The 18,050-nt window shown below is 69.6% G+C and carries 19 protein-coding genes; 7 read left to right on the top strand and 12 right to left on the bottom strand.

Annotated elements, in window-relative coordinates:
- Nucleotides 1-18: 18 nt before the first annotated feature.
- On the bottom strand, nucleotides 19-1,677 hold the full coding sequence (locus CFP71_RS02715; RefSeq protein ID WP_208635861.1) for an nSTAND1 domain-containing NTPase: 1,659 nt from the start codon (nucleotides 1,675-1,677) through the stop codon (nucleotides 19-21).
- A 207-nt stretch (nucleotides 1,678-1,884) separates the two neighbouring features.
- Here CFP71_RS02715 and CFP71_RS02710 point away from each other — a divergent pair, with 207 nt between their 5' ends.
- Nucleotides 1,885-2,238, top strand: coding sequence for a hypothetical protein (locus CFP71_RS02710; protein ID WP_208635860.1), 354 nt, complete (start codon nucleotides 1,885-1,887; stop codon nucleotides 2,236-2,238).
- Nucleotides 2,239-2,302: 64 nt separating this feature from the next.
- Here the strand turns inward: CFP71_RS02710 and CFP71_RS02705 are convergent, their stop codons facing one another.
- The 3 genes from CFP71_RS02705 to CFP71_RS44010 form a co-directional block, all read right to left on the bottom strand.
- Nucleotides 2,303-2,617: an alpha/beta hydrolase family protein gene (locus tag CFP71_RS02705; RefSeq protein ID WP_143267032.1), complete on the bottom strand. Its 315-nt coding sequence runs from the start codon at nucleotides 2,615-2,617 to the stop codon at nucleotides 2,303-2,305.
- Nucleotides 2,618-2,670: 53 nt separating this feature from the next.
- Complete coding sequence (locus CFP71_RS02700) at nucleotides 2,671-3,198, bottom strand: GNAT family N-acetyltransferase (RefSeq protein WP_093932231.1); 528 nt, start codon at nucleotides 3,196-3,198, stop codon at nucleotides 2,671-2,673.
- Nucleotides 3,199-3,281: 83 nt separating this feature from the next.
- Nucleotides 3,282-3,458, bottom strand: a complete 177-nt coding sequence (locus CFP71_RS44010; protein ID WP_167405974.1) for a hypothetical protein — start codon at nucleotides 3,456-3,458, stop codon at nucleotides 3,282-3,284.
- A 139-nt stretch (nucleotides 3,459-3,597) separates the two neighbouring features.
- Between CFP71_RS44010 and CFP71_RS44005 the strand changes: the two genes are divergently transcribed.
- The gene (locus CFP71_RS44005; protein ID WP_167405973.1) at nucleotides 3,598-3,753 is read left to right on the top strand and encodes a hypothetical protein; all 156 of its coding nucleotides are present in this window, start codon (nucleotides 3,598-3,600) and stop codon (nucleotides 3,751-3,753) included.
- A gap of 84 nt (nucleotides 3,754-3,837) precedes the next feature.
- Nucleotides 3,838-4,503, top strand: coding sequence for an HAD family hydrolase (locus tag CFP71_RS02690; protein WP_093932229.1), 666 nt, complete (start codon nucleotides 3,838-3,840; stop codon nucleotides 4,501-4,503).
- Nucleotides 4,504-4,534: 31 nt separating this feature from the next.
- Here CFP71_RS02690 and CFP71_RS02685 read toward each other — a convergent pair whose 3' ends face one another.
- From CFP71_RS02685 to CFP71_RS02675, 3 genes are all read right to left on the bottom strand, one after another.
- A complete protein-coding gene (locus tag CFP71_RS02685) occupies nucleotides 4,535-4,834 on the bottom strand; it encodes a hypothetical protein (RefSeq protein ID WP_093932228.1) in 300 nt (99 codons plus the stop codon).
- Nucleotides 4,827-5,180 carry a DUF3253 domain-containing protein gene (locus CFP71_RS02680; RefSeq protein ID WP_244199537.1) on the bottom strand — a complete coding sequence of 118 codons (354 nt, stop codon included), beginning with the start codon at nucleotides 5,178-5,180 and terminating at the stop codon, nucleotides 4,827-4,829. Before CFP71_RS02680 ends, CFP71_RS02685 begins: the two co-directional genes overlap by 8 nt.
- Before the next feature lie 564 nt (nucleotides 5,181-5,744).
- Nucleotides 5,745-8,543 carry an ATP-binding protein gene (locus CFP71_RS02675; RefSeq protein WP_093932227.1) on the bottom strand — a complete coding sequence of 933 codons (2,799 nt, stop codon included), beginning with the start codon at nucleotides 8,541-8,543 and terminating at the stop codon, nucleotides 5,745-5,747.
- 277 nt (nucleotides 8,544-8,820) lie between these two features.
- Between CFP71_RS02675 and CFP71_RS02670 the strand changes: the two genes are divergently transcribed.
- Together CFP71_RS02670 and CFP71_RS02665 are read left to right on the top strand one after the other, a co-directional pair.
- Nucleotides 8,821-10,371, top strand: coding sequence for a S8 family serine peptidase (locus CFP71_RS02670; protein WP_244199536.1), 1,551 nt, complete (start codon nucleotides 8,821-8,823; stop codon nucleotides 10,369-10,371).
- A gap of 49 nt (nucleotides 10,372-10,420) precedes the next feature.
- Nucleotides 10,421-11,887 (top strand): S1 family serine peptidase, encoded by a 1,467-nt coding sequence (locus CFP71_RS02665; RefSeq protein ID WP_093932225.1) that lies wholly within the window; start codon nucleotides 10,421-10,423, stop codon nucleotides 11,885-11,887.
- A 155-nt stretch (nucleotides 11,888-12,042) separates the two neighbouring features.
- Here the strand turns inward: CFP71_RS02665 and CFP71_RS02660 are convergent, their stop codons facing one another.
- The 3 genes from CFP71_RS02660 to CFP71_RS02650 all read right to left on the bottom strand — a co-directional run bounded on the left by CFP71_RS02660 (nucleotide 12,043) and on the right by CFP71_RS02650 (nucleotide 15,060).
- Nucleotides 12,043-12,489: a hypothetical protein gene (locus CFP71_RS02660; protein ID WP_093932224.1), complete on the bottom strand. Its 447-nt coding sequence runs from the start codon at nucleotides 12,487-12,489 to the stop codon at nucleotides 12,043-12,045.
- Between the two features lie 992 nt (nucleotides 12,490-13,481).
- The gene (locus tag CFP71_RS02655) at nucleotides 13,482-14,237 is read right to left on the bottom strand and encodes an SDR family NAD(P)-dependent oxidoreductase (protein WP_093932223.1); all 756 of its coding nucleotides are present in this window, start codon (nucleotides 14,235-14,237) and stop codon (nucleotides 13,482-13,484) included.
- Between the two features lie 31 nt (nucleotides 14,238-14,268).
- On the bottom strand, nucleotides 14,269-15,060 hold the full coding sequence (locus CFP71_RS02650; RefSeq protein ID WP_208635859.1) for an SDR family NAD(P)-dependent oxidoreductase: 792 nt from the start codon (nucleotides 15,058-15,060) through the stop codon (nucleotides 14,269-14,271).
- Between the two features lie 101 nt (nucleotides 15,061-15,161).
- On the opposite strand from CFP71_RS02650, the gene CFP71_RS02645 reads away from it, so the two are divergent.
- Entirely contained in the window at nucleotides 15,162-15,992 is an 831-nt protein-coding gene (locus CFP71_RS02645; protein WP_093932222.1) for a helix-turn-helix transcriptional regulator, read from the top strand.
- 48 nt (nucleotides 15,993-16,040) lie between these two features.
- Here the strand turns inward: CFP71_RS02645 and CFP71_RS02640 are convergent, their stop codons facing one another.
- Both CFP71_RS02640 and CFP71_RS02635 read right to left on the bottom strand, forming a co-directional pair.
- Entirely contained in the window at nucleotides 16,041-16,925 is an 885-nt protein-coding gene (locus CFP71_RS02640; protein ID WP_093932221.1) for a CU044_5270 family protein, read from the bottom strand.
- A complete protein-coding gene (locus CFP71_RS02635; protein WP_093932220.1) occupies nucleotides 16,918-17,490 on the bottom strand; it encodes an RNA polymerase sigma factor in 573 nt (190 codons plus the stop codon). Before CFP71_RS02635 ends, CFP71_RS02640 begins: the two co-directional genes overlap by 8 nt.
- A gap of 195 nt (nucleotides 17,491-17,685) precedes the next feature.
- Between CFP71_RS02635 and CFP71_RS02630 the strand changes: the two genes are divergently transcribed.
- Entirely contained in the window at nucleotides 17,686-18,000 is a 315-nt protein-coding gene (locus tag CFP71_RS02630; RefSeq protein ID WP_093932219.1) for a hypothetical protein, read from the top strand.
- The last annotated feature ends 50 nt before the right edge of the window (nucleotides 18,001-18,050 follow it).

Genomic DNA, 18,050 nt, shown 5'->3' with positions numbered 1-18,050 from the left:
GACAAGCCGGGCACGCGGTCACCAGCAAGGCGCCAAGGCCTGTCTCCGTTCCCGGACGGCCAGCGCGACCGAGGCCGCGGCCAGCCCGCTCATGACCACCATCGCGGCCGCCAGCCGTCGGAGCCGCCACGCGGATCGGTTCGCGCGGGCCGTCTCTTCATCACGGGCCTGGATGCTCGCGTCGAGGAACCGATGTTCCCGGAGGGTCAATCTCGTCCATCCGGCCAACGCGATCGCTTCGTCGAGCTGGCTGCCCCGGTAGAGCGGCGCCGGATCGCGGTTCGCGCGTTCCCACACCCCGGTGGCCTCGGTCAGCCGCCGGTGCAGGTACAGGGCGCCGCGGCCGGTGGACAGCCAGCTTCGCAGCCGCGGCCACTCCCGGATGAGCGCGTCGTGCGCGAACTCCAGCCCGTCCGCACCGGCGGTCACGAGCCGGGCGTCGATCAGCCGGGCGAGCACCGGCGCGGCGGCCGGGTCGAGTTCGTGCGCGGGGACGCGCCGCCGGGTGTCGTGGCCGTCGGTTCCCAGCGCGGTCAGCCGGAGGAACACGTCCCGTGCCTGCTGCCGCCCGAGTTCGTCGAGCTCGCCGAAGACCTCCTCGGCCGTGTCGGCCAGGGCACGCGTCATCCCGCCGGCCGCCTGGTACGCGGCGAGGGTGAGCGTGGCGCCGTGAGGGCGTTGCCAGGTCCGGCGCATCGCCTGGGAGACGAGCGGGAGAACGCCGTGCCCGCCCGCCGTCTCGGCCATGATCGTGGCGACCAGCGCGCCTTCCAGCTGGTGTCCGGCGGCGATCGCCGGGCGCATGATCGCCGAGCGCAGCTGCTCCGCGGTCATCGGCCCGGTGTCGACCCGGTTCCCGGGGCGCAGCGCCGCGGCGAGCGCCGGGTACCGGCCGCAGTGTCCGATGAAGTCCGAACGCACGCCCACCACGAGCCGGGTCCGGCTGTCCGGTTCCTGGACGGCGTGCAGGAGCACCGCGACGAAGGCGTCACGCTCCTCCACGGTCCGGCAGCGGGTGAAGACCTCTTCGAACTGATCGACGACGAGCAGCAGTTCCGCGTCCGCGTCCCGTCTCGCCAGGAACTGACGGACACGCAGATGCAGTCCAGCCGGATCCGCCTTCAGCTCTCCGTGCAGCCGGACCGCCGATCCGCCGCTCACCGCGGCCAGCTGGATCGCGCTTTCCCGGAGCGGATGCGGTCCGGGAGTGAGCCGCAGGATCGTCCGGTCCCTGCCGGATCTCCGGACACCCGCGATCAGCCCGGCCTCCAGCAAGGAGGACTTGCCGGATCCCGACGCGCCGGAAACCGCGAGGAGTCGCCGTTCGGTGACTTGGCGCGACAATTCTTCGACAAGGCGCTCTCGGCCGAAGAAATAGCCGGCCTGATGCTCACCGAATGCGTCGAGACCCGGATAGGGGATCTCTTCGTCGATTTTTTCGGGCTCCGGTGTACGGTTCGTCGCGGCTGTCCCGTACCAGCGCTCCTCCCACTCGGCGAGGTCGCCTTCGCAGGCCCGGACATAGGCCAAGGTCACCGCCAGGGTCGGCAGTTTTCGGCCACCCGCCGCGTCGGACAGGGTGCTCGCCGCGTAGTGGGCCCGCTTGCTCAATTCCCGGTACGGCGGGCTTCCGGCCTTCTCACGCAATCGTCGCAGATCCCCCGCGAACTGTGACAATGAATCTTCGTCCGTAACGAACGGACGTTCGTGCCGTGGCATCAGCCACCCCCCAGGTGTCTGCTTTTCTCCATTGTCCGGAAGTTTGTCGTTCGCTGTCCACTCCCCGGCACAGAACACCGCCGGCGCACTAGACAGGTGACAGCGGGTGCCGCGCTTTTACGCGGCCCTCGCTCTCGAAAACCGGAAATGATCACTGGAGGGGAAATGAATAACGTGGGGATCCGCGGAATCGCGGTGGCGGCGGGGGCCGTCGCACTCACCGGGGGCATCCTGCTGGCAGGCGCCGGCTCGGCGTCCGCCGACACCGAGGTGAAGCATCACTCGGCGATCGGCGGGGAGGTCGGCACCAGTCACGTGGGCAGGTGGACGACCACCTACTACGACGGCGTCGCCTGGAACGCCACCGTGTTCGTCGACTACGGCCGCAGTGGCGCCTACACCAAGTGCTCGGACGGCCACCGGGTCTACGGTCCGCTGGTGGGACCGGGCACCTGGCTGTGGGGCGGCGATTGCTACAACCACGGCACCATCGTCGACTACGGCTGGTACGACGGCTGACAGCAGCCTGAACAGCGGCCCGCTCCCTTCTCGGGGGCGGGCCGCCGTCACCATGGCGAGGGGTTCAGTTCCCGAAGAGCTCCGTCAGCCAGTCGTTCAGCGCGGCGGCGGCGGACTCCGCGTGCCGGGTCAGCAGGGTGTAGTGGTTGCCGGGCAGATCGACGGTCCGCGCGCACAGCGCGGTCGGGAACTGTTCGTCCGCGGTGAACGACGGCAGGCCCGGGAGGGCTTCCGAGGCCCGCAGGTGCGGCGTCGGGGTCCGGATCGGGACCGGCTCCCAGGTGTCGAACAACGTGACATACCGGCCCATCGCGCCGAGCCGGCTCGCCATCGAGCCCGCTTTCCCGAAGAGTTCCTGCCGTCCTGCTCGCTCTTGCATGAACCGCCCGCGTACCTCGTTCAAGCGGTGCCGTCCGCCGCGGCGGCGATCTGTCAGGCGCGCTCGGTTCGCGCCGGTGCACGCCGCGCTTCGACGGCTCCGTCCGGACCGGGCTGGTCGGTGGCGAAGCCGGCGGACCGGAGGATCCGCAGGGCGGCCTGGTTCGACTCACGAGTCGACGCGCTCAGCGCCGCCACGCCGGACGCCGACGCCTCGCCGATCAGCAGTCGCACAGCCTCGGCACCGACGCCGCGGCCCCGTGTCGACCGGGCGAGCCAGATCCCCAGTTCAGCGGCCGCATCGCCGGTGGGACCGGCCGCGAGACGCACCGCCCCCACGATCGTTCCTCCGGCACGAACCGCCCAGGTACGTTCCCGGCAAGGTCCAGCCAGACCTGATCGACGGTCCCGATGATAGGCGCGCAGCCAAGCGACCCGCTCGTCGCTCCACGAGCCGTCCGCTGTCAACGGCGGCGTCACGTCGTCAGCCGAGGCATCTTCGACCGCGACCTTGACCAGAGCGTCGAGCACCGCGTCGTCCACCGCGACGAGTTCCACGGCGTCAGAACGCTTCAGCGTCATGGGAGGCACTCCTTACGATCCAGGCACGGCAAGGAGCCGACCATAACGGGCTACGCCACGACCGTCGAACGGATACTCGCTCGTCACCGGGATTCCTGCCGCCGCCGTCGCCGCCGATCCCACCAGTCGACCAGGAGTCCACCGGTGAACGGACCCAGCCCGACGATTCCGTGAAACCAGACGTCCGCGCGACCGAACAGGTAGTTGATCCCGACGGCGGCCAGGTAGCACAGTGCGGCGAGCCCCACGAGAGACGCCACTACCCGGGCGCGTCGGCGACGCGATCTCACCGGTACTCGTTCCCGGTCCGGAGAAGGCACGCTCTCCAGCATGCCTTGCCCGCCGAGGGGGCGCACGGAAAACATGTGTGAAAAGCGGCTTTCCGGGGAAGACACGACCATGAGCGACCTGACGAACGTTCGTGCCGGGATGACCGAGACCGCCGGACGACCCGGCCAGATAGCCGCCATGCGGCGGATGCTGCTCGCTTTCGGGGTCGGCGGAGCGCTGGGTTGCCTGACCTGGATGGCGATCTGGCTCGCGATGCAACTGTGAGTGTTCCCCTGGGTTTGGCATAGCCGGGTTCTTGTTCGCCGGGCGACGTGATTGACACCGCCTTCTCGCGGGTAATCGTCCTCAGTGGCCGAATCTCCTATCGCCGTCCTGGACATCGACGGGACGCTCATCGATTCCAACTACCACCATGCGCTGGCCTGGTATCGGGCCCTGCGCCGCCTCGGTGAGATCTATCCGGTGTGGCGGTTGCACCGGCTGATCGGCATGGGCGGGGATCAGCTGCTCACGGCTCTCGGTGGTGAAGATCTGGAACGTCGCGTCGGTGACCGCGCGCGGGAATTGCAAGGCGAGGAAACCGACTCGATGCTCGGCGAAATGGCGACGTTGCCCGGCGCCCGCGACCTGCTGCTCGCGATCAAGGAGCGCGGCCATCGGCTCGTCCTCGCCAGCTCCGGTCAGCAGCGGCACGTCGAGGTTTTCCTGGACAAACTCGACGCCCGTGACATCGCCGACGCCTGGACAACCAGCGCCGACGTCGAGGCCTCCAAGCCTGCGCCGGACCTGCTCCAAGTGGCCTTGAAGAAGGCAGGCGTCTCGTCCGGCACGCCCGCCGTCATGGTCGGCGACTCGGTCTGGGACGTCGAAGCGGCGCGCGCCGCCGGGATGCCCGCGATGGTCGTCCGCTCGGGCGGATTCGGTGACGACGAACTCCTCGAAGCCGGGGCCCTCGCCCTCTACGACACTCCCGGAGACCTCGCGAAAGCCCTGGATCGCACTCCGCTCGCGTGACATCGCATCGTCGGGGGCCTGAAGAACGGTTTCAGTTCAAGGTGTCCAGGCCGTGCTGCCACCGTTGGCGTCGTTCCGCGCGATCCTGTTCCCACCACGGGGTACCCCGCTCCCCCAAGGCGACCTTGGCGGCGTGCACCCGTGCCCTGGCGTCCCGTTCGGCTTCGGAATCCTGAGCACGGCGGGCCGCGCCGACGTCCCGGCGGGCGCGCATCAGCAGACTTCGCAGCCGAGCCGCCGCTTCCTCCGGGATATCCGGGTCAGTCGCTCGCCAGCGCCTGCCGTCGATCACGACGAAGCGCCCATCGGGCGTGCGCTCCGGCTCAGCCATGGGCGCGCTCCGGCAACCGGATCCTGATCGGCCCCGCCCACTCCTCGTCCGGATCGAGTGAACGTCCACGCTGGGTCAGTCGCACCTCTCCGGCCCTCGCGAGTTCACGCGCCAGTTCCTGGGCTCGAGGCAATAATGGACGCCACTCGTCCGCCAAGGCCCTTGCCGCGTCGGAGGGACAGGTGCTGCTGTCTTCGCCTCGCGCGGAAGCCAAGGCGACGATCGCCGCCCGCAGCCGATCCGGAAGCGGACCGGAACCCAGTGCGATGCGGGAATGAGCCGCACCCGGTCCGGCGCTCTCCCGGATCCGCTCCAGTTCTCGTCGTGGTCCCGGCCGATCGGTCACGGACTCAGGGTCGCACCGATCGCGCCGTTCCGCCGTCTGGGTCGGCAACCGCGAAGGTCGCCTGGACGCCGTCGACCGTCCGCCACGGCGGACGCGCGAGCGGGGCGGGCCGTCGGAGGACGCCCCCGCGAACCTGCACCTGTCCAGGTCACGTCAACGAGGGACTTTTCGTCCACTTAGGACTTTCCTGAGAGGCAGAGCGAATATGGCGTGATCAAGCCTCTTGCCTTCGCGGCACGACCTGAGCTGACCCAAGGGAGCCGGTCGCAGGCTCGACTGTCCACAAGAGACGCTCCCTCCGACTGGAATGCCCGTTTTGGGAACTTTGCGTGGCTTTGCGAAGGGGTCGTGAGTGATAAAGATGGTTAGAACCCTCTTTGCCACTCACGACCCCACGCAGAACCGGCCATACAAGCATAAATCAGACACTCAACTGCCACTAGGTGTCCCATGTGGACACTCGGCCACGACCGGCCTGGGCCAGTCCGGAACCCTGCCCTCAAGGCAGCGAAGAAGGCATGCTCAGCAGGATCGGCCATGCACCGTCTCGATTCGCGCGTCCTGTCAGAGGTGGACGTCGTGGCGGGACGAGGCGTTCAGCTTGCGACGGACCTTGACCACGTACTCCTCGACCGTGCGACGGGACAGGAACAGGGCTTGGGCGATTTCCCGGTTGGTGTGGCCGCCTGCCAGGAGGCGGGCGACATCCCGTTCACGAGGCGAGAGTTCGCTGCCGTAGCCCCGTCTGCCGCGGGGTGACGGGGTGGCTGTGCCGGTACTGCGGGCGCGATGACGGCAGCGGGCGGCGTCGACCGTGGCGCCCAGGGCGTCGTAGGTCTGGGTCAGGGCTTCGAGCACCGCCGCGTCGGTGATCGTTTCGCCCTCGGCCTGCTCGGCGAGCTGGGTGGCCCGGTACGACAGGCCCAGGTCCCAGTGCAGGTCGATCGCCTCCCGGTAGAGCCTGTCGGCCTCGTCGCGGTCGTCCGTGACCGCGGTCAGCCGCGCACGGCAGGCGGCCAGGCTCGCCTGGGCCAGTGGGGCGTCGACTCCACGGAGACCGGTGGCTGTTTCCGAGACGAGCAGCCGTGCGGCGCCGACGTCGCCGACCGCCAGGTAGTAGTCGACGGCCTGGGGAAGGATATCGCCCGACCACACCCACGCGCCCTTGCTCCGCAACATCGTCACGCCGCGTCGCACGTGCTCCTCCGCCGCGGCTGCCTTGCCCCGGCTGAGGAGCATGCCCGCCATCCCGCCCGCCGCCGAGATGCCCACCGGGAACACCTGCGCCGCCGGGTGCGCGCCCGTCGCCGCCTGGAAGGCTTCCTCCGCCCGCACCCACTCGCCTCGCGCCGCCGCCAGCCAGCCTCGCGTGAGATGCAGGTCCGTGGTCAGCAGCAGGTCCGCATAGGTCTCGATCAGCCGGTCGAGGCGCTGCCCCAAGCCCTGCCATCGTCCGCTGAGCCAGTCGAGCCGGACCGCCGTGGCCTCGGCGGTGCCGACGACGTAAGAGGAGCCGACCCGTTTGGCCAAGACGATCCCGTCGCGCAGGAACTCCCGGGCCCTGGCGTAGTGCCCGATCCACGAGCACGCGTCCGCCAGATTGCAGTGGGCCCGGGCCAGGTGATGGAGTTCCTCGGGGTCGTGCACGTCCGACGGGGACGGCAGCCGGGCGATGCGCTCCCAGGTGCTCGGGTCGCCGGCGATCAGCCGTCCGCCGAGCGTCGTGGCCAGCAGCGCGGTGCGCAGTTCCCGGGTGGGCAGGTGGTCGATGACCCCCTCGACCCGGTCGAGCGACCTCTGGTGTTCGGCGATGGACGCGGACCCCAGATACGGCCCGGCCATCGCCGCCATGCCGCGTACGGTGCGTTCCGGCTGGTCACCGAGCAGGCCGAGGGCGAGGGCGATCTCCTCCGCGCCGCGGTCGACCGACCCGGTCTCCCGTTGCAGCAGCAGTCCGAACCACAGGTGGACCTGGGCTCGGACGTCCGGGGCCAGGCGAGGATCCGCGAGAAGGCTTTCGATTCGCGCGGTCATCATCCCGCCGGGCAGTCCCGTCAAGGCGTGGTCACAGAGCTTGGTCGCCAGCCGGTTCGCGACCTCGGGACTGGTTTCCGCATCGCTCAGGACCTCGACCAGCAAGTCGACAGCGGTGGAGACATCGTTGGCGTCCTCGGCGGCTTTGGCGGCGAGTTCGCTGTATCGCAACCACTCGGCTTTCAGGCCCGCCGCTTTGGCGTGCGCGCACAGGCGGGCGACGGGGACCCGGTCAAGGGCGGACAGCGTCGTGAGGGCGCGTTCGTGCAGTTCCCGTCGTCGCGGACCCGGCAGTGACGCGTACACCGCGCGTCTCGCGATGTTGTGCCGGAAGCCGTATCTGTTGGCCGTTTCCTCCACGAGCACACCGGACTCCACCGACGCGATCAGATGCGCCGCGGTCGCCTCCCCCGCCACGGCGCTCAGCACCTCGAGCGTCTCCGGGACCTCCAGCACCGCTGCGGCCTCGGTGAGGACCTGCGCGGCGCCGGGCAAGGCCGCCAGCCGCTCCTTGATCGTGTCCGCCACCGAGGGCGGCACGTCGATCCCAGCGAGGATCCGCTGTGCCAAGTCACCTTCGGCGCGCACGTCCCGCACCGGGTCGCTCAGCGCCCGCACCGTTTCCTCGACCACGAACGGGATCCCCGCGGTCTCGTGCAGAACGGCCTCGGCGAACCGGTGCGACGTCACGGCGGCTCCCACCAGCTCGTCGATCATGGCGCGCACCTCCGTCGCGCCGAAGGGCCGCAGGACGAGATCGACCCCGGTCACTCCGTGCGGGAGGTGGAAGGCGTGGCCGAATGGTGCCACCGACGGCAGATCCTCACGACGGTAGGTGGCCACGATCGACAGCTCCGGCGGCGGGTCCGCCAGCACGAAGCGCAACACCCGGCGGGTCTTTTCGTCCGCCCACTGCAGATCCTCGAGCACGAGTACGGCCGGTCCCAGCGAACGGAGGAGATCGCGCACGGCGCGGAAGATCCGGTGCCGCTCGGCGTCGGGGTCACCGAGGGCGCGCGGCGCGGGTGGCAGACGGTCGGCGAGTTCGGGCAGATGGTCCCGTAGCGCGCCGGTCACCGGGCCGGGCTCGCGCAGCAGGTCGCCGCACTGGCTGAGGCAGTCGAGAAGCACCCCGTACGGGAACGGGGCAGGCAACGGCTGGCACGAACCCCTGATCACCCGCGGAGCCCCGCCGCGGGCGGCCGCGGCGGCGAACTCGGTGACCAGCCTGGACTTGCCCACGCCGGCCTGGCCGTCCACGAACACGACCGACGGCGGGTTCCGCACCGCGTCGAGCAAAGCCGCGAGTTCGGCGTCCCGGCCGATCATCGGCGGCGGGATCGGCTGGAGAGGGGATTCGCGCGACCGTCGACCATGCTCGCTCCTGTCGGTGAACTCCTCCGAAGAGGAATGCCAGCCATGGTAGGTCGGCGGGCACGGGCGTCATAACCCCGCGAGCTACGGCACTTACGTCCACACAGGATCAGGTACCGGTACGGGTCGCGACCACACTTGTTCCCCCATCGGCCAGGCCGAAGGCTGATTACTCGAGCGGCTCGATGTCACAAATCCCCTGCGGCCGTTCGAACGCGCGATGGAGGAATCGATGCAACAGTGCAGAACGAGATGGATGGCGAACCTGTTCACCGTCGCGGTCGCCGCCGCGGCAGTGGTGACGACCGCGGGTGTGGCCGCGGCGCAACAGGCGGAGGCGGCTGTCGTCCAGGCCGATCGGCCGTACGCCGGGCAGTACATCGTGGTGCTCGAAGGTGGCGCCCGTGCCGCGGCCGAAGGCCAGGCCTCGGCGCTCACCGGACGCTACGGCGGCGAGGTGACCGACACGTACTCGGTCACCCTGAACGGTTTCTCGGTCCGCGGTCTTTCCGAGCGGCAGGCACGGCGACTGGCCGCCGACCCGTCGGTCAAGGCGGTGCACCAGGACGGCACGACCAGGGCGACGGGTGAACAGCCGAGTCCGCCGTCGTGGGGCCTGGATCAGATCGACCAGCGAACCGCCGCTCTGGACAAGAAGTACACCTTCCCGAATTCGGGCGAGGGAGTGACCGCCTATGTCATCGACTCCGGGGTGCAGGCCCAGCACCCCGAGTTCGAGGGCAGGGCGAGCCACGGCTACGACTTCCTCGACAACGACACCGATGCCGGCGACTGTTACTGGCACGGCTCGCACGTGGCGGGGACGATCGCGGGCAAAACCGTCGGCGTGGCGAAGAAGGCCAAGGTCGTGGCCGTGCGTTCGCTGGACTGCAAAGGTTCCGGCCCGGACTCGGCCACGGTCAGCGCCATGGAATGGGTGGCCAAGAACGCCGTCAAACCCGCGGTGGTGAACCTGAGCCTGGGCATGGACGTGCTCGGCGTCGGCGACGAACAGGTCAAGGCGCTGGTGGCCAAGGGAATCGTCGTGGCGGTCTCCGCGGGCAACGACGGCAAGGACGCCTGCGGCGTCAGCCCGGCGCGTGTCCCGGAGGCGATCACCGTCGGCTGGTTCAACAAGGACCGCACCCGCGGCGGGAACTACGGCCGCTGCGTCGATCTCTTCGCACCGGGCGGCAACATCCACTCCAGTGACAACACCGGATCGTTCCGCACCGCCAGCGGTACGTCCATGGCCTCCCCGCACGTCGCCGGCGGGGCCGCGCTGTATCTCGCCGCGAACCCCGGCGCTACCCCGCAGCAGGTCAGCGACGCGCTGGTGCGCAGCGCCACCCCGGACCTGATCACCAACCCGGGGACCGGCTCGCCGAACAAGCTGCTCTACGTCGGTGACCTGGGTGGCGGCACGCCGCCCAGGTGCGGGACCAAGAGCAACGACGAGGACGTGGCCATCCCCGACGCGGACGCCGCTGTCGGGACCTCCGTGAGCCAGGATTCCTGCGACGGCAAGGCATCGGCCACGCTGGCGGTGCGCGTGGACATCGACCACGGCTACACCGGCGATCTCGCCATCGACCTGATCGGACCGAGCGGAACGTCCTATCCGCTCAAACGCGCGGGCGGCGTCGGCGAATCCGGCGGCGTGCACCAGAGCTTCACCGTCGACGCCTCCCGCGAGGACGCGAACGGCACGTGGCGGCTCTCGGTGCGCGACACCTACCGGTTCGACGTCGGCACGCTCACGGGCTGGTCGATCACCTTCTGACCACAGTGGACAGAGAGCACCACTATTCTTTTGACCTCGAAGGAGAACGATGAGAACACCACGCTTCGCCGTAGCGCTCACCCTCGCCTTGGCCGCGGCGACCTCACCCATCATGAGCACCGCGACCGCCGCACCGGCCGACGGGATCAGCGTCGCGGCGACCCCGACCGATCAGCTCCGCACAGGAGACATGGGAACCCGGATCGTCAACGGGGAACGCACCACGGTCAAGGAGTACCCGTCCGTCATCGCGGGCATGCGGGTCGGAGGCGGAGGTCCGCAGGGTCAGTCCTGCACCGCCTCCGTGGTCGGCAAGCGCAAGATCCTGACCGCGGCGCACTGCATGGTCGACACCACCGGTGCCAAGAGCTACCTCTACGGCGACGACGACCTGAACACCCCCGGCGACGAGACGTTCCGCACGGCCGTCGCCTCGTTCAAGGCCCACCCCCAGTACAGCGGCTCCGGCGGCTGGCGGACGGGCCACGACGTCGCGGTGGTCACCACCGTCGACGACCTCCCGGTGCCGGAAAGCCAGTGGGCCAAGGTGGCGGGCTCGGGAGACGGCGCGCTCACCCAGCCGGGCAAGTCGGGCGTCTCGCTCGGCTACGGCAAGACCTCGGCGAGCGGCGGCTCCGGCGAACTCCGCAAGACCACCATGCCGGTCAACGACCCCGCCGGATGCCAGGTCTTCGACATCCGGGTCAACGGCGACCTGATGGTGTGCACGGGCTACAACGACGGACGCACCGCCGACTGCTCGGGTGACAGCGGCGGTCCGTTCATCGTGGACGGCGTGATCGTCGGTGTCTCGTCATGGGGCTCCAGCGGCTGCGACCGTTACAGCATCATGGCGCGTCTGACCAACGCGATGGGCGACTGGGCCCGCGCCGAGATCGGCGGAACCCAGCCCGGCGACGGCAAGTTCGGCATGGCGTTGTCGCCCTCCTCCGGCAAGGCCGATCCCGGTAAGCACGTTTCCACCAGCCTCGCCACCACGGCGGGTGACCAGGGTTCGGAGAAGCTGGAGCTGAGCGCGTCCGCCCTGCCCACCGGAACGACCGCCACCTTCCAGCCCTCGTCGGCCGTCGACTCCGGACAGGTCGCCAAACTGACCCTGCAGACCTCGGCCGGCACCCCGGCGGGCACCTACAAGGTCACCGTCACGGCCAAGGGCGTCTCCGGAACCAAGACCGCCGAGTTCGCGCTCACGGTCGGGGACGGCGGTACCGGCGAGGGCCCCAGGCCGTCCGTCTCGCCGAACTCCGGCACGGTCCCGCCCGGCGGTTACGCCAACGCGACGATCACCGTCACCGGCGGCACGGGTCCCGTCCGGCTCAGCGGCGCCGGACTGTCCTACCCGCCGACGTTCTCACCGCAGACCGTCAACCCCGGCGGCACCTCGCGCATGACGGTCATGGGGCCGTATCAGCGCGGTACCCACAAGGTGACCATCACGGCGACGGACAGCACCGGCAAGACCGGAACCACGGAGTACACCCTCACGGTGCGGTGATCCACGGGCCGTCAGGTCCGTACCTTGCCGCCCCAGTGGAGCCCGCGGCCGCTCACGCGGTCGCGGGTTCCGCGATCTGCCGTCGTTGACCCGTCAGGTCCACTTCGGGCGCGACCGTCGACCTCGAATCCGGCGGTCGCGAAAGAGGGCAGGGCTCATCGCAGCCGCCCCGGGCCACCGGGGTCCATCCCTTCTCGCCGATCGTTCGCCTGGGCCACCCGTGCGGACGGATCGCGCGCGCCCGCGTCGCGTACGCGGTCAGTGAGCAGGAAACCCGGCAGCTCCACCTCGTGCTCCTCGGTGAGCCGGAAAGTGCCGCCGAGCGCGCCGGGGTCCCAGCCGAGGGCGAGCGCGCGCACGATCAAGAACCGGACGTCGGCGGGTTCCGGGTAGGAACCGTCGGTCGCGGCCGGGGTCCAGCCCACGCTCACAGCCTTCGAGAGCAGATCGGCTTCCAGAGCTCGTCCGTTCTTGCCGGCACCCCAGGCACGCACCCGGACGCAGCGATGGCTGTCGGCGCCGTCGCCGTCGACCTGGCCGATCGTGGCTCGCCAGGTGTAGGTCCGCTCCCCGATGTGGAGCGTCCGCAGCCTCGTTCGCACTGGATCATTCTATCGAGAGGAAAGACAAAGGTGGCGTGTTGTGAAAGCCACGTTCGCAACGGTGAAGGTTGCGAACGTGGCTTTCGCGACACGGCGAACTGAGTCCGCTGAAACGCCCCGGCCGCCGGACCGGCGCGATCCCGACACCGCGGCTACCGGGCGCGACGGTGCGGGAATTGGGACGTTGAACGTCCCGATTCCTTCATCGTGGGGTCGCCCCGGCATCGGACCTTGATCAACGGAGGATCGGGGACGTTGAGTGTCCCGGATCTTCCGTTGTTCAAGGTCGCGCCAGGCGCGACCCGGCGACAGACGAGGTGACGGGGGAAGATCCCGGACGCTCAACGTCCGGAATCCTCCCCCGTCGACCACCAGGATCCAGCGCCAGCCCCACTCGGCACCACGACGAACCAGGGCCCCACCGACGCCGGATCCGGACGTTCACTGTCCCGACTCCCCTACCAACGAGACCGAGCGTGGAAGATCCGGGACACTCAACGCCCCAAATCCTCCACGCTCGCCAGCCACACCAGCGGGTCGTGAGTGACGTTTCGGGTTAGAGCGGACCGGTACTCCTGAACTGGGCGAGAGTGGTGGTTCAGCGGCTGCCAGGGCGCGACGATGTGGGAACTGGGACGTTGAACGTCCCAATTCCTTCATCGTGGGGTCGCCCCGGCTTCGGACCACCATCCAGCACCAACCCCACCAACCAGACTGAGCGTGGAAGATCCGGGACACTCAACGCCCCAAATCCTCCACACTCGCCAGCGACACCACTGGGCAGGCAAAACCGAGTCCGCCAGAACCCGAAACACCACTCACGACACCCGCTTACGCGACTTTGCCGAGACCCTGACCTCGAAGTGGCTTTCACAAACACCGCCGACCCGTCAGGCCGAGTAGCGGCGGTGAAGGCCTAGCGCTCTCGCTTCCCAGCCAGTGTTCGCCGCGCCCGGGGAAGGTGACGCCGAAGGGCAACTCCGGGTTCGTCGTCAGTGTGCGGTGAGCCCGCCGTCGACGACGAACTCGGCTCCGGTGACGAACGAGGATTCGTCGCCGGCCAAGAAGAGCATCGCGGGAGCGATCTCGGCGGGACTGCCCGCGCGGCGCATGGGGGTGCGCCGGATGTCGGGTTGTTCGTCGCCCTGTTCGTCGAGCAGTTCTTGGATCATCGGGGTGGCGATGACGCCGGGGTGCACCGAGTTGACTCGGACTCCGCAGGTCGCGTATTCGACGGCGGCGGTCTTGGTCAGCAGGCGCACCGCTCCTTTGGAAGCCTGGTAGGCGGCGGCCGCTCCGCTGCCCACCAGGCCGAGCACCGAGGAGGTGTTGATGACCGAGGCGTTGCCGGAGGCGCGCAGCAGGGGCATGGCGGCCTTCATCCCGAGCCAGGTGCCGGTCTGGTTGACCGCGATCACCCGGTCCCAGGCGTCCTTTGTGGTCTCTTCGATACCGGGCCAGTCCACGACACCGGCGATGTTGACCAAGATGTCAAGGCGGCCGAAACGCCGCCGGGTCGACTCGATCGCCTCGCTCCAGTTCTCCGGCGAAGCGACGTCCAGCCGGGCCGCCAGCACGTCGGCGTCTTCGGCTTCCAGTGACGCGGCAAGGCCTTCCACCGCGTTCCGGTCGATGTCGGTGACGACCAGGCCGGCCCCTTCGCGGGCGAAGAGTTCCGCGGTGGCTCGTCCGATGCCGCCTGTCGCGCCGGTTATCAACGCGACCTTGCCGTCGAGGCGTCCGGGCATGATGTGCTCTTTTCGTTGTGGTTGCTGGTTTTCAGGCCGCGGTGTAGCCACCGTCGGCGGCGACGACAGCGCCGGTGATGAACCCGGACCGGGGCGAGGCCAGGAAACCGATCACCTCGGCGATCTCCTCGGGCTGCGCGACACGGCCCAAGGGGTGGGCGTCGCCGAAGGAACGCAAATACTCCCGGCTGTCCGGGCGGAAGTCGTCGAGCATGTCGGTCTCGATCACGCCGGGGGCGACGACGTTGGCACGGATGCCATACGGGCCGCCTTCCAGCGCGAGCACCTTGGTCAGCTGCGCCAACGCTCCCTTGGACGCGCTGTAGGCCGCCGCCTCGGCCAGGCCGACCGTGCAGGCGAACGAGCCGACGGTGACGATCACGCCCCCGCCGCGTTCGCGCATCACCCGGAACGCCTCCCTGGCGTGCAGGAAGGTTCCGCGGGCGTTGACCGACATCAGTCCGTCCCAGTCGGCCGCGGTGGTCTCGGTGATCGGCTTGTTCACCGAGCGACCGGCGTTGGCGACCAGGATGTCCACGCCACCGAACCGCTCGATCGCCGCGGCCACCGACCGCACCGCGACGTCTTCCCTGGACACATCGCCCACCAGAGTGGACACCCGGTCGAATCGGGTGGCGAGAGCATCCACCTCGGGGCGGAGGTCCGTGGCCAGTACTCGCGCGCCCCGGGCGTGCAGCCAGGCGACCGCGGCCGCGCCGACCCCGCGGGCGGCGCCGGTGACGAGCGCGACCTTGCCCTCCAGTTCGCCGTCCTCCGGCTCGCGGCCGGCCCACCTGCCTGAGACGTCGATATCGCTTGTCATACCGACCAGCGTCGGCGACGGGAGCAAGTGACGGCAGGACGTGTGGTGGCTGGGTGTGCGGCACCCTCCCAACCGGACGGACAACGCCCTACGCTGGTGCCATGGCCAGTGGCGAGCTGGGGGCGTTCCTGCGAGCGCGCCGCGCACAAAGATCCCCGGAAGACGCTGGCGTGCTCTACTCCGGCCGCCGCAAGGTGACCGGACTGCGCCGCGAAGAAGTCGCCGTGCTCGCCGGGGTGAACGCCGACTACTACACCCGCCTGGAACAGGGCCGCGAAACCCACCCGTCCCCGCAGGTGCTCGACGCCCTCTGCCGCGCGCTGGATCTCGGCCCCGACGCCCGTGAGCACCTGTACCGGCTGGCCGGCGCAACACCGGGCGACACACCTGCGCCAGTACCCCGGACTGTGAGCCCCGAACTGCGGCAACTCATGGACGGCTACCCGCACACCCCCGCCTTCGTGCTCGACCGCGTCCTGGACGTCCTGGCCACCAACACCCTCGCCGACGCGCTGTTCTCGCCCTTCCGTGCGGTGGACAACCTCGCCCGCATGACCTTCCTCGACCCGGCGGGAAGGCAGTTCTACGCACGCTGGGACTGGACCGCTCAGGCCACCGTGGCGAACCTGCGGGTGGCCGCGGGCTTCGACCCGCACGACCCCGCTCTGCGGCACCTCGTGGCCGAACTCGAAAACGGAAGCGCGCACTTCCGCGCCCTGTGGGAGACACACCAGGTGCGCGGCAAGACCCGCGAACCGAAGCACCTCGTGCACCCCGACGTCGGCCCGCTCACCCTCACCTACCAGGCATTCGACGTGCGCAGCGCCCCGGGCCAGCAACTGATCATCTACCACGCCGAACCCGCCACCCCCAGCGCCCACGCCCTCGCGCTGCTGAGCAGCCTCCACGCCACCGCGCCGGTCGACACCTGACCCGCGGAAGTGGCCAGGAGCGTGTCCCGCTCCCGGCCACCCGATCCACTACGCGGGCAGGGTGTCGGTCCACTCGGCGGTGATCTTCGCGCCGGCGGGGTCGGCCACCCGGTAAACCGCGCCCTCCATGGTGATGAAGACCGACGTCCCGTTCACCCGTCCGGTCGCCGGATCGACGACGAGCCGCTCGCCCTCGGGCAGCACCAGGCCCTGGCCGCCCGGCACCGTGCCGAGGTTTTGGACACCCGGATGGCCCGCGATCGCGCGGAAGGCCGTGGCCCGGACCTCCGGCGTGGCGGGCAGCGTGGACACCAGTGAGATCAACGACTGGAAGGCGGCTCGTTCCCGGTCGCTCGCGGTGAGCTCGCCGGCGCTCGTCCTGGCCTCGCTGCGCTCGAGGGCGTCGGCGATCCAGGCCTTCAGCGCGTCCGGGTCCGTCGGCAGGGCACGCAACTGCTCGAGGGTCAGATCGATGGCGACCAGTGAGAACGGGGTGGCTGAAAGCGTTGCCAGCTGCGTGACCTTGCCTCCTGTCTTCGCACCCCGCATCCACGACTGACCGTCCGGCTTGATCCAGGACTCGTACTCGATCGACGCGGCGGCGCCGTCCGCCTCGGTCACCTTCACATGCCAGTAGGTGCCGGCCCCCTCGGGGGAACGCTCGGCGGCGGTCGCGGCCGCGAGCAGGATCTCCTGCCCGCTGACCGTCTGCACCGCCGGGCTGTCGACCGGTGCGGCCGGCATGACCGCGATCGCCACGGCGGCCGCGGCCGCGGTGAATCCGGCCCCCGCGATCAGCCATCCGGTCCGCCGCCGGAAAGAGGCCCGGCCGCCGCGTATCCGGTTCTGGAGCCGGTGCCGGCTGCGGTCGACGACGTCCTGGGACGGCTCGTCCGGGGTCAGCGCGGCGCGCAGCGTCTGCAGGTCATTCATCGAGTGCCTCCGGGGTGAGAATGAGGTTGAGCTTCTTGCGGGCACGGTTGAGCCGGGAACCGACCGTGCCGGAGGAGATACCGAGGGCCGTGGCCACTTCCTCGTACCCGAGCTCGCCGAGCGCCACGAGCAGCAGCACGTCCCGTTCCCCGCTGGACAGCCGCGACAGCGCGTTCGCGAGCTGAGGCAGCAGCCGCCGGGCAGCCACCGACGCGACCACCGTGCTCTCGTGTCCCTCGACCGCCGGTGCGACGCTCACCCGCGCCAGGGCCCGATAGTGGCGAGCCTCCCTGCGGCGGTGCCTGGCCACCAGATTCGTGGCGATGCCGAACAGCCAGGCCCGCACCTCACCGCGTTCGGGGTCGAACGTGCCGCGCCGGTCGAACGCGACGAGGAACGTCTCCGCGGCGATGTCCTCCGCGGTCTGCGCGTCCAGCCTGCCTGCCACATACCGGTAGATGGCCGCGAAGTAGCGATCGTGCACTTCGGTGAACAGTTCCGGTTCCCGCGCCAACCGGGCGGCCAGGTCGGCATCGGTCACCTGCTCGCCCGTTCCCGCCGTCATGTGTCCGCCTCTGACATGTGGGTCCTTTCCCGTCGACGGTCAGCTTTCACCACCACTTCGCCGCCGGGCGGTTTCTTCTTCCCACTCCCGCAGTGCGGTATGACTGATCCTCCTTCACCGGCTACCTCCCGCTGCCGGGTTTCGGCCTCCGGTCAGCGGTGCACCAGGCGCTGGAGTCGACGTAGCGTTGTCGCCATGTCCAAGGGACAGAAGCCCGCTCTGAGCTTCTGGGGACTGATGGGCCGCGTGGCCGGGTCCCTGTTCGGGGTCGGTCTGACAATTTTGGCCGTGTTGACAGTGACAGGCGACATCGCCGTCGTGAACGGCGCGGGCGAGCCGACCTCCGACGTCACCCGCGTACTGGTCGGGCTGGTCTACAGCGTCCTGGGGCTGACGACCGTGGGTGCCTCGATCGCCGGATTCCCCGAAGCACCGCACGACGACGGCGGGCGCGCCGGCCGCGAAAGTGGCTTCGAAGACAACGGCGATGGCGACGCCGACTTCGACTGAAAAGCCCACGGCGCGGAAAAACTGCCGCGTCCTTCGGCGTTCGTGAGCGG

Origin of the sequence: Amycolatopsis thailandensis, assembly GCF_002234405.1 — a bacterium.
Classification (GTDB): Bacteria; Actinomycetota; Actinomycetes; order Mycobacteriales; family Pseudonocardiaceae; genus Amycolatopsis; species Amycolatopsis thailandensis.
The sequence above is the reverse complement of the archived record's forward strand: the minus strand, read 5'-3'. Positions and strand labels throughout refer to the sequence as shown.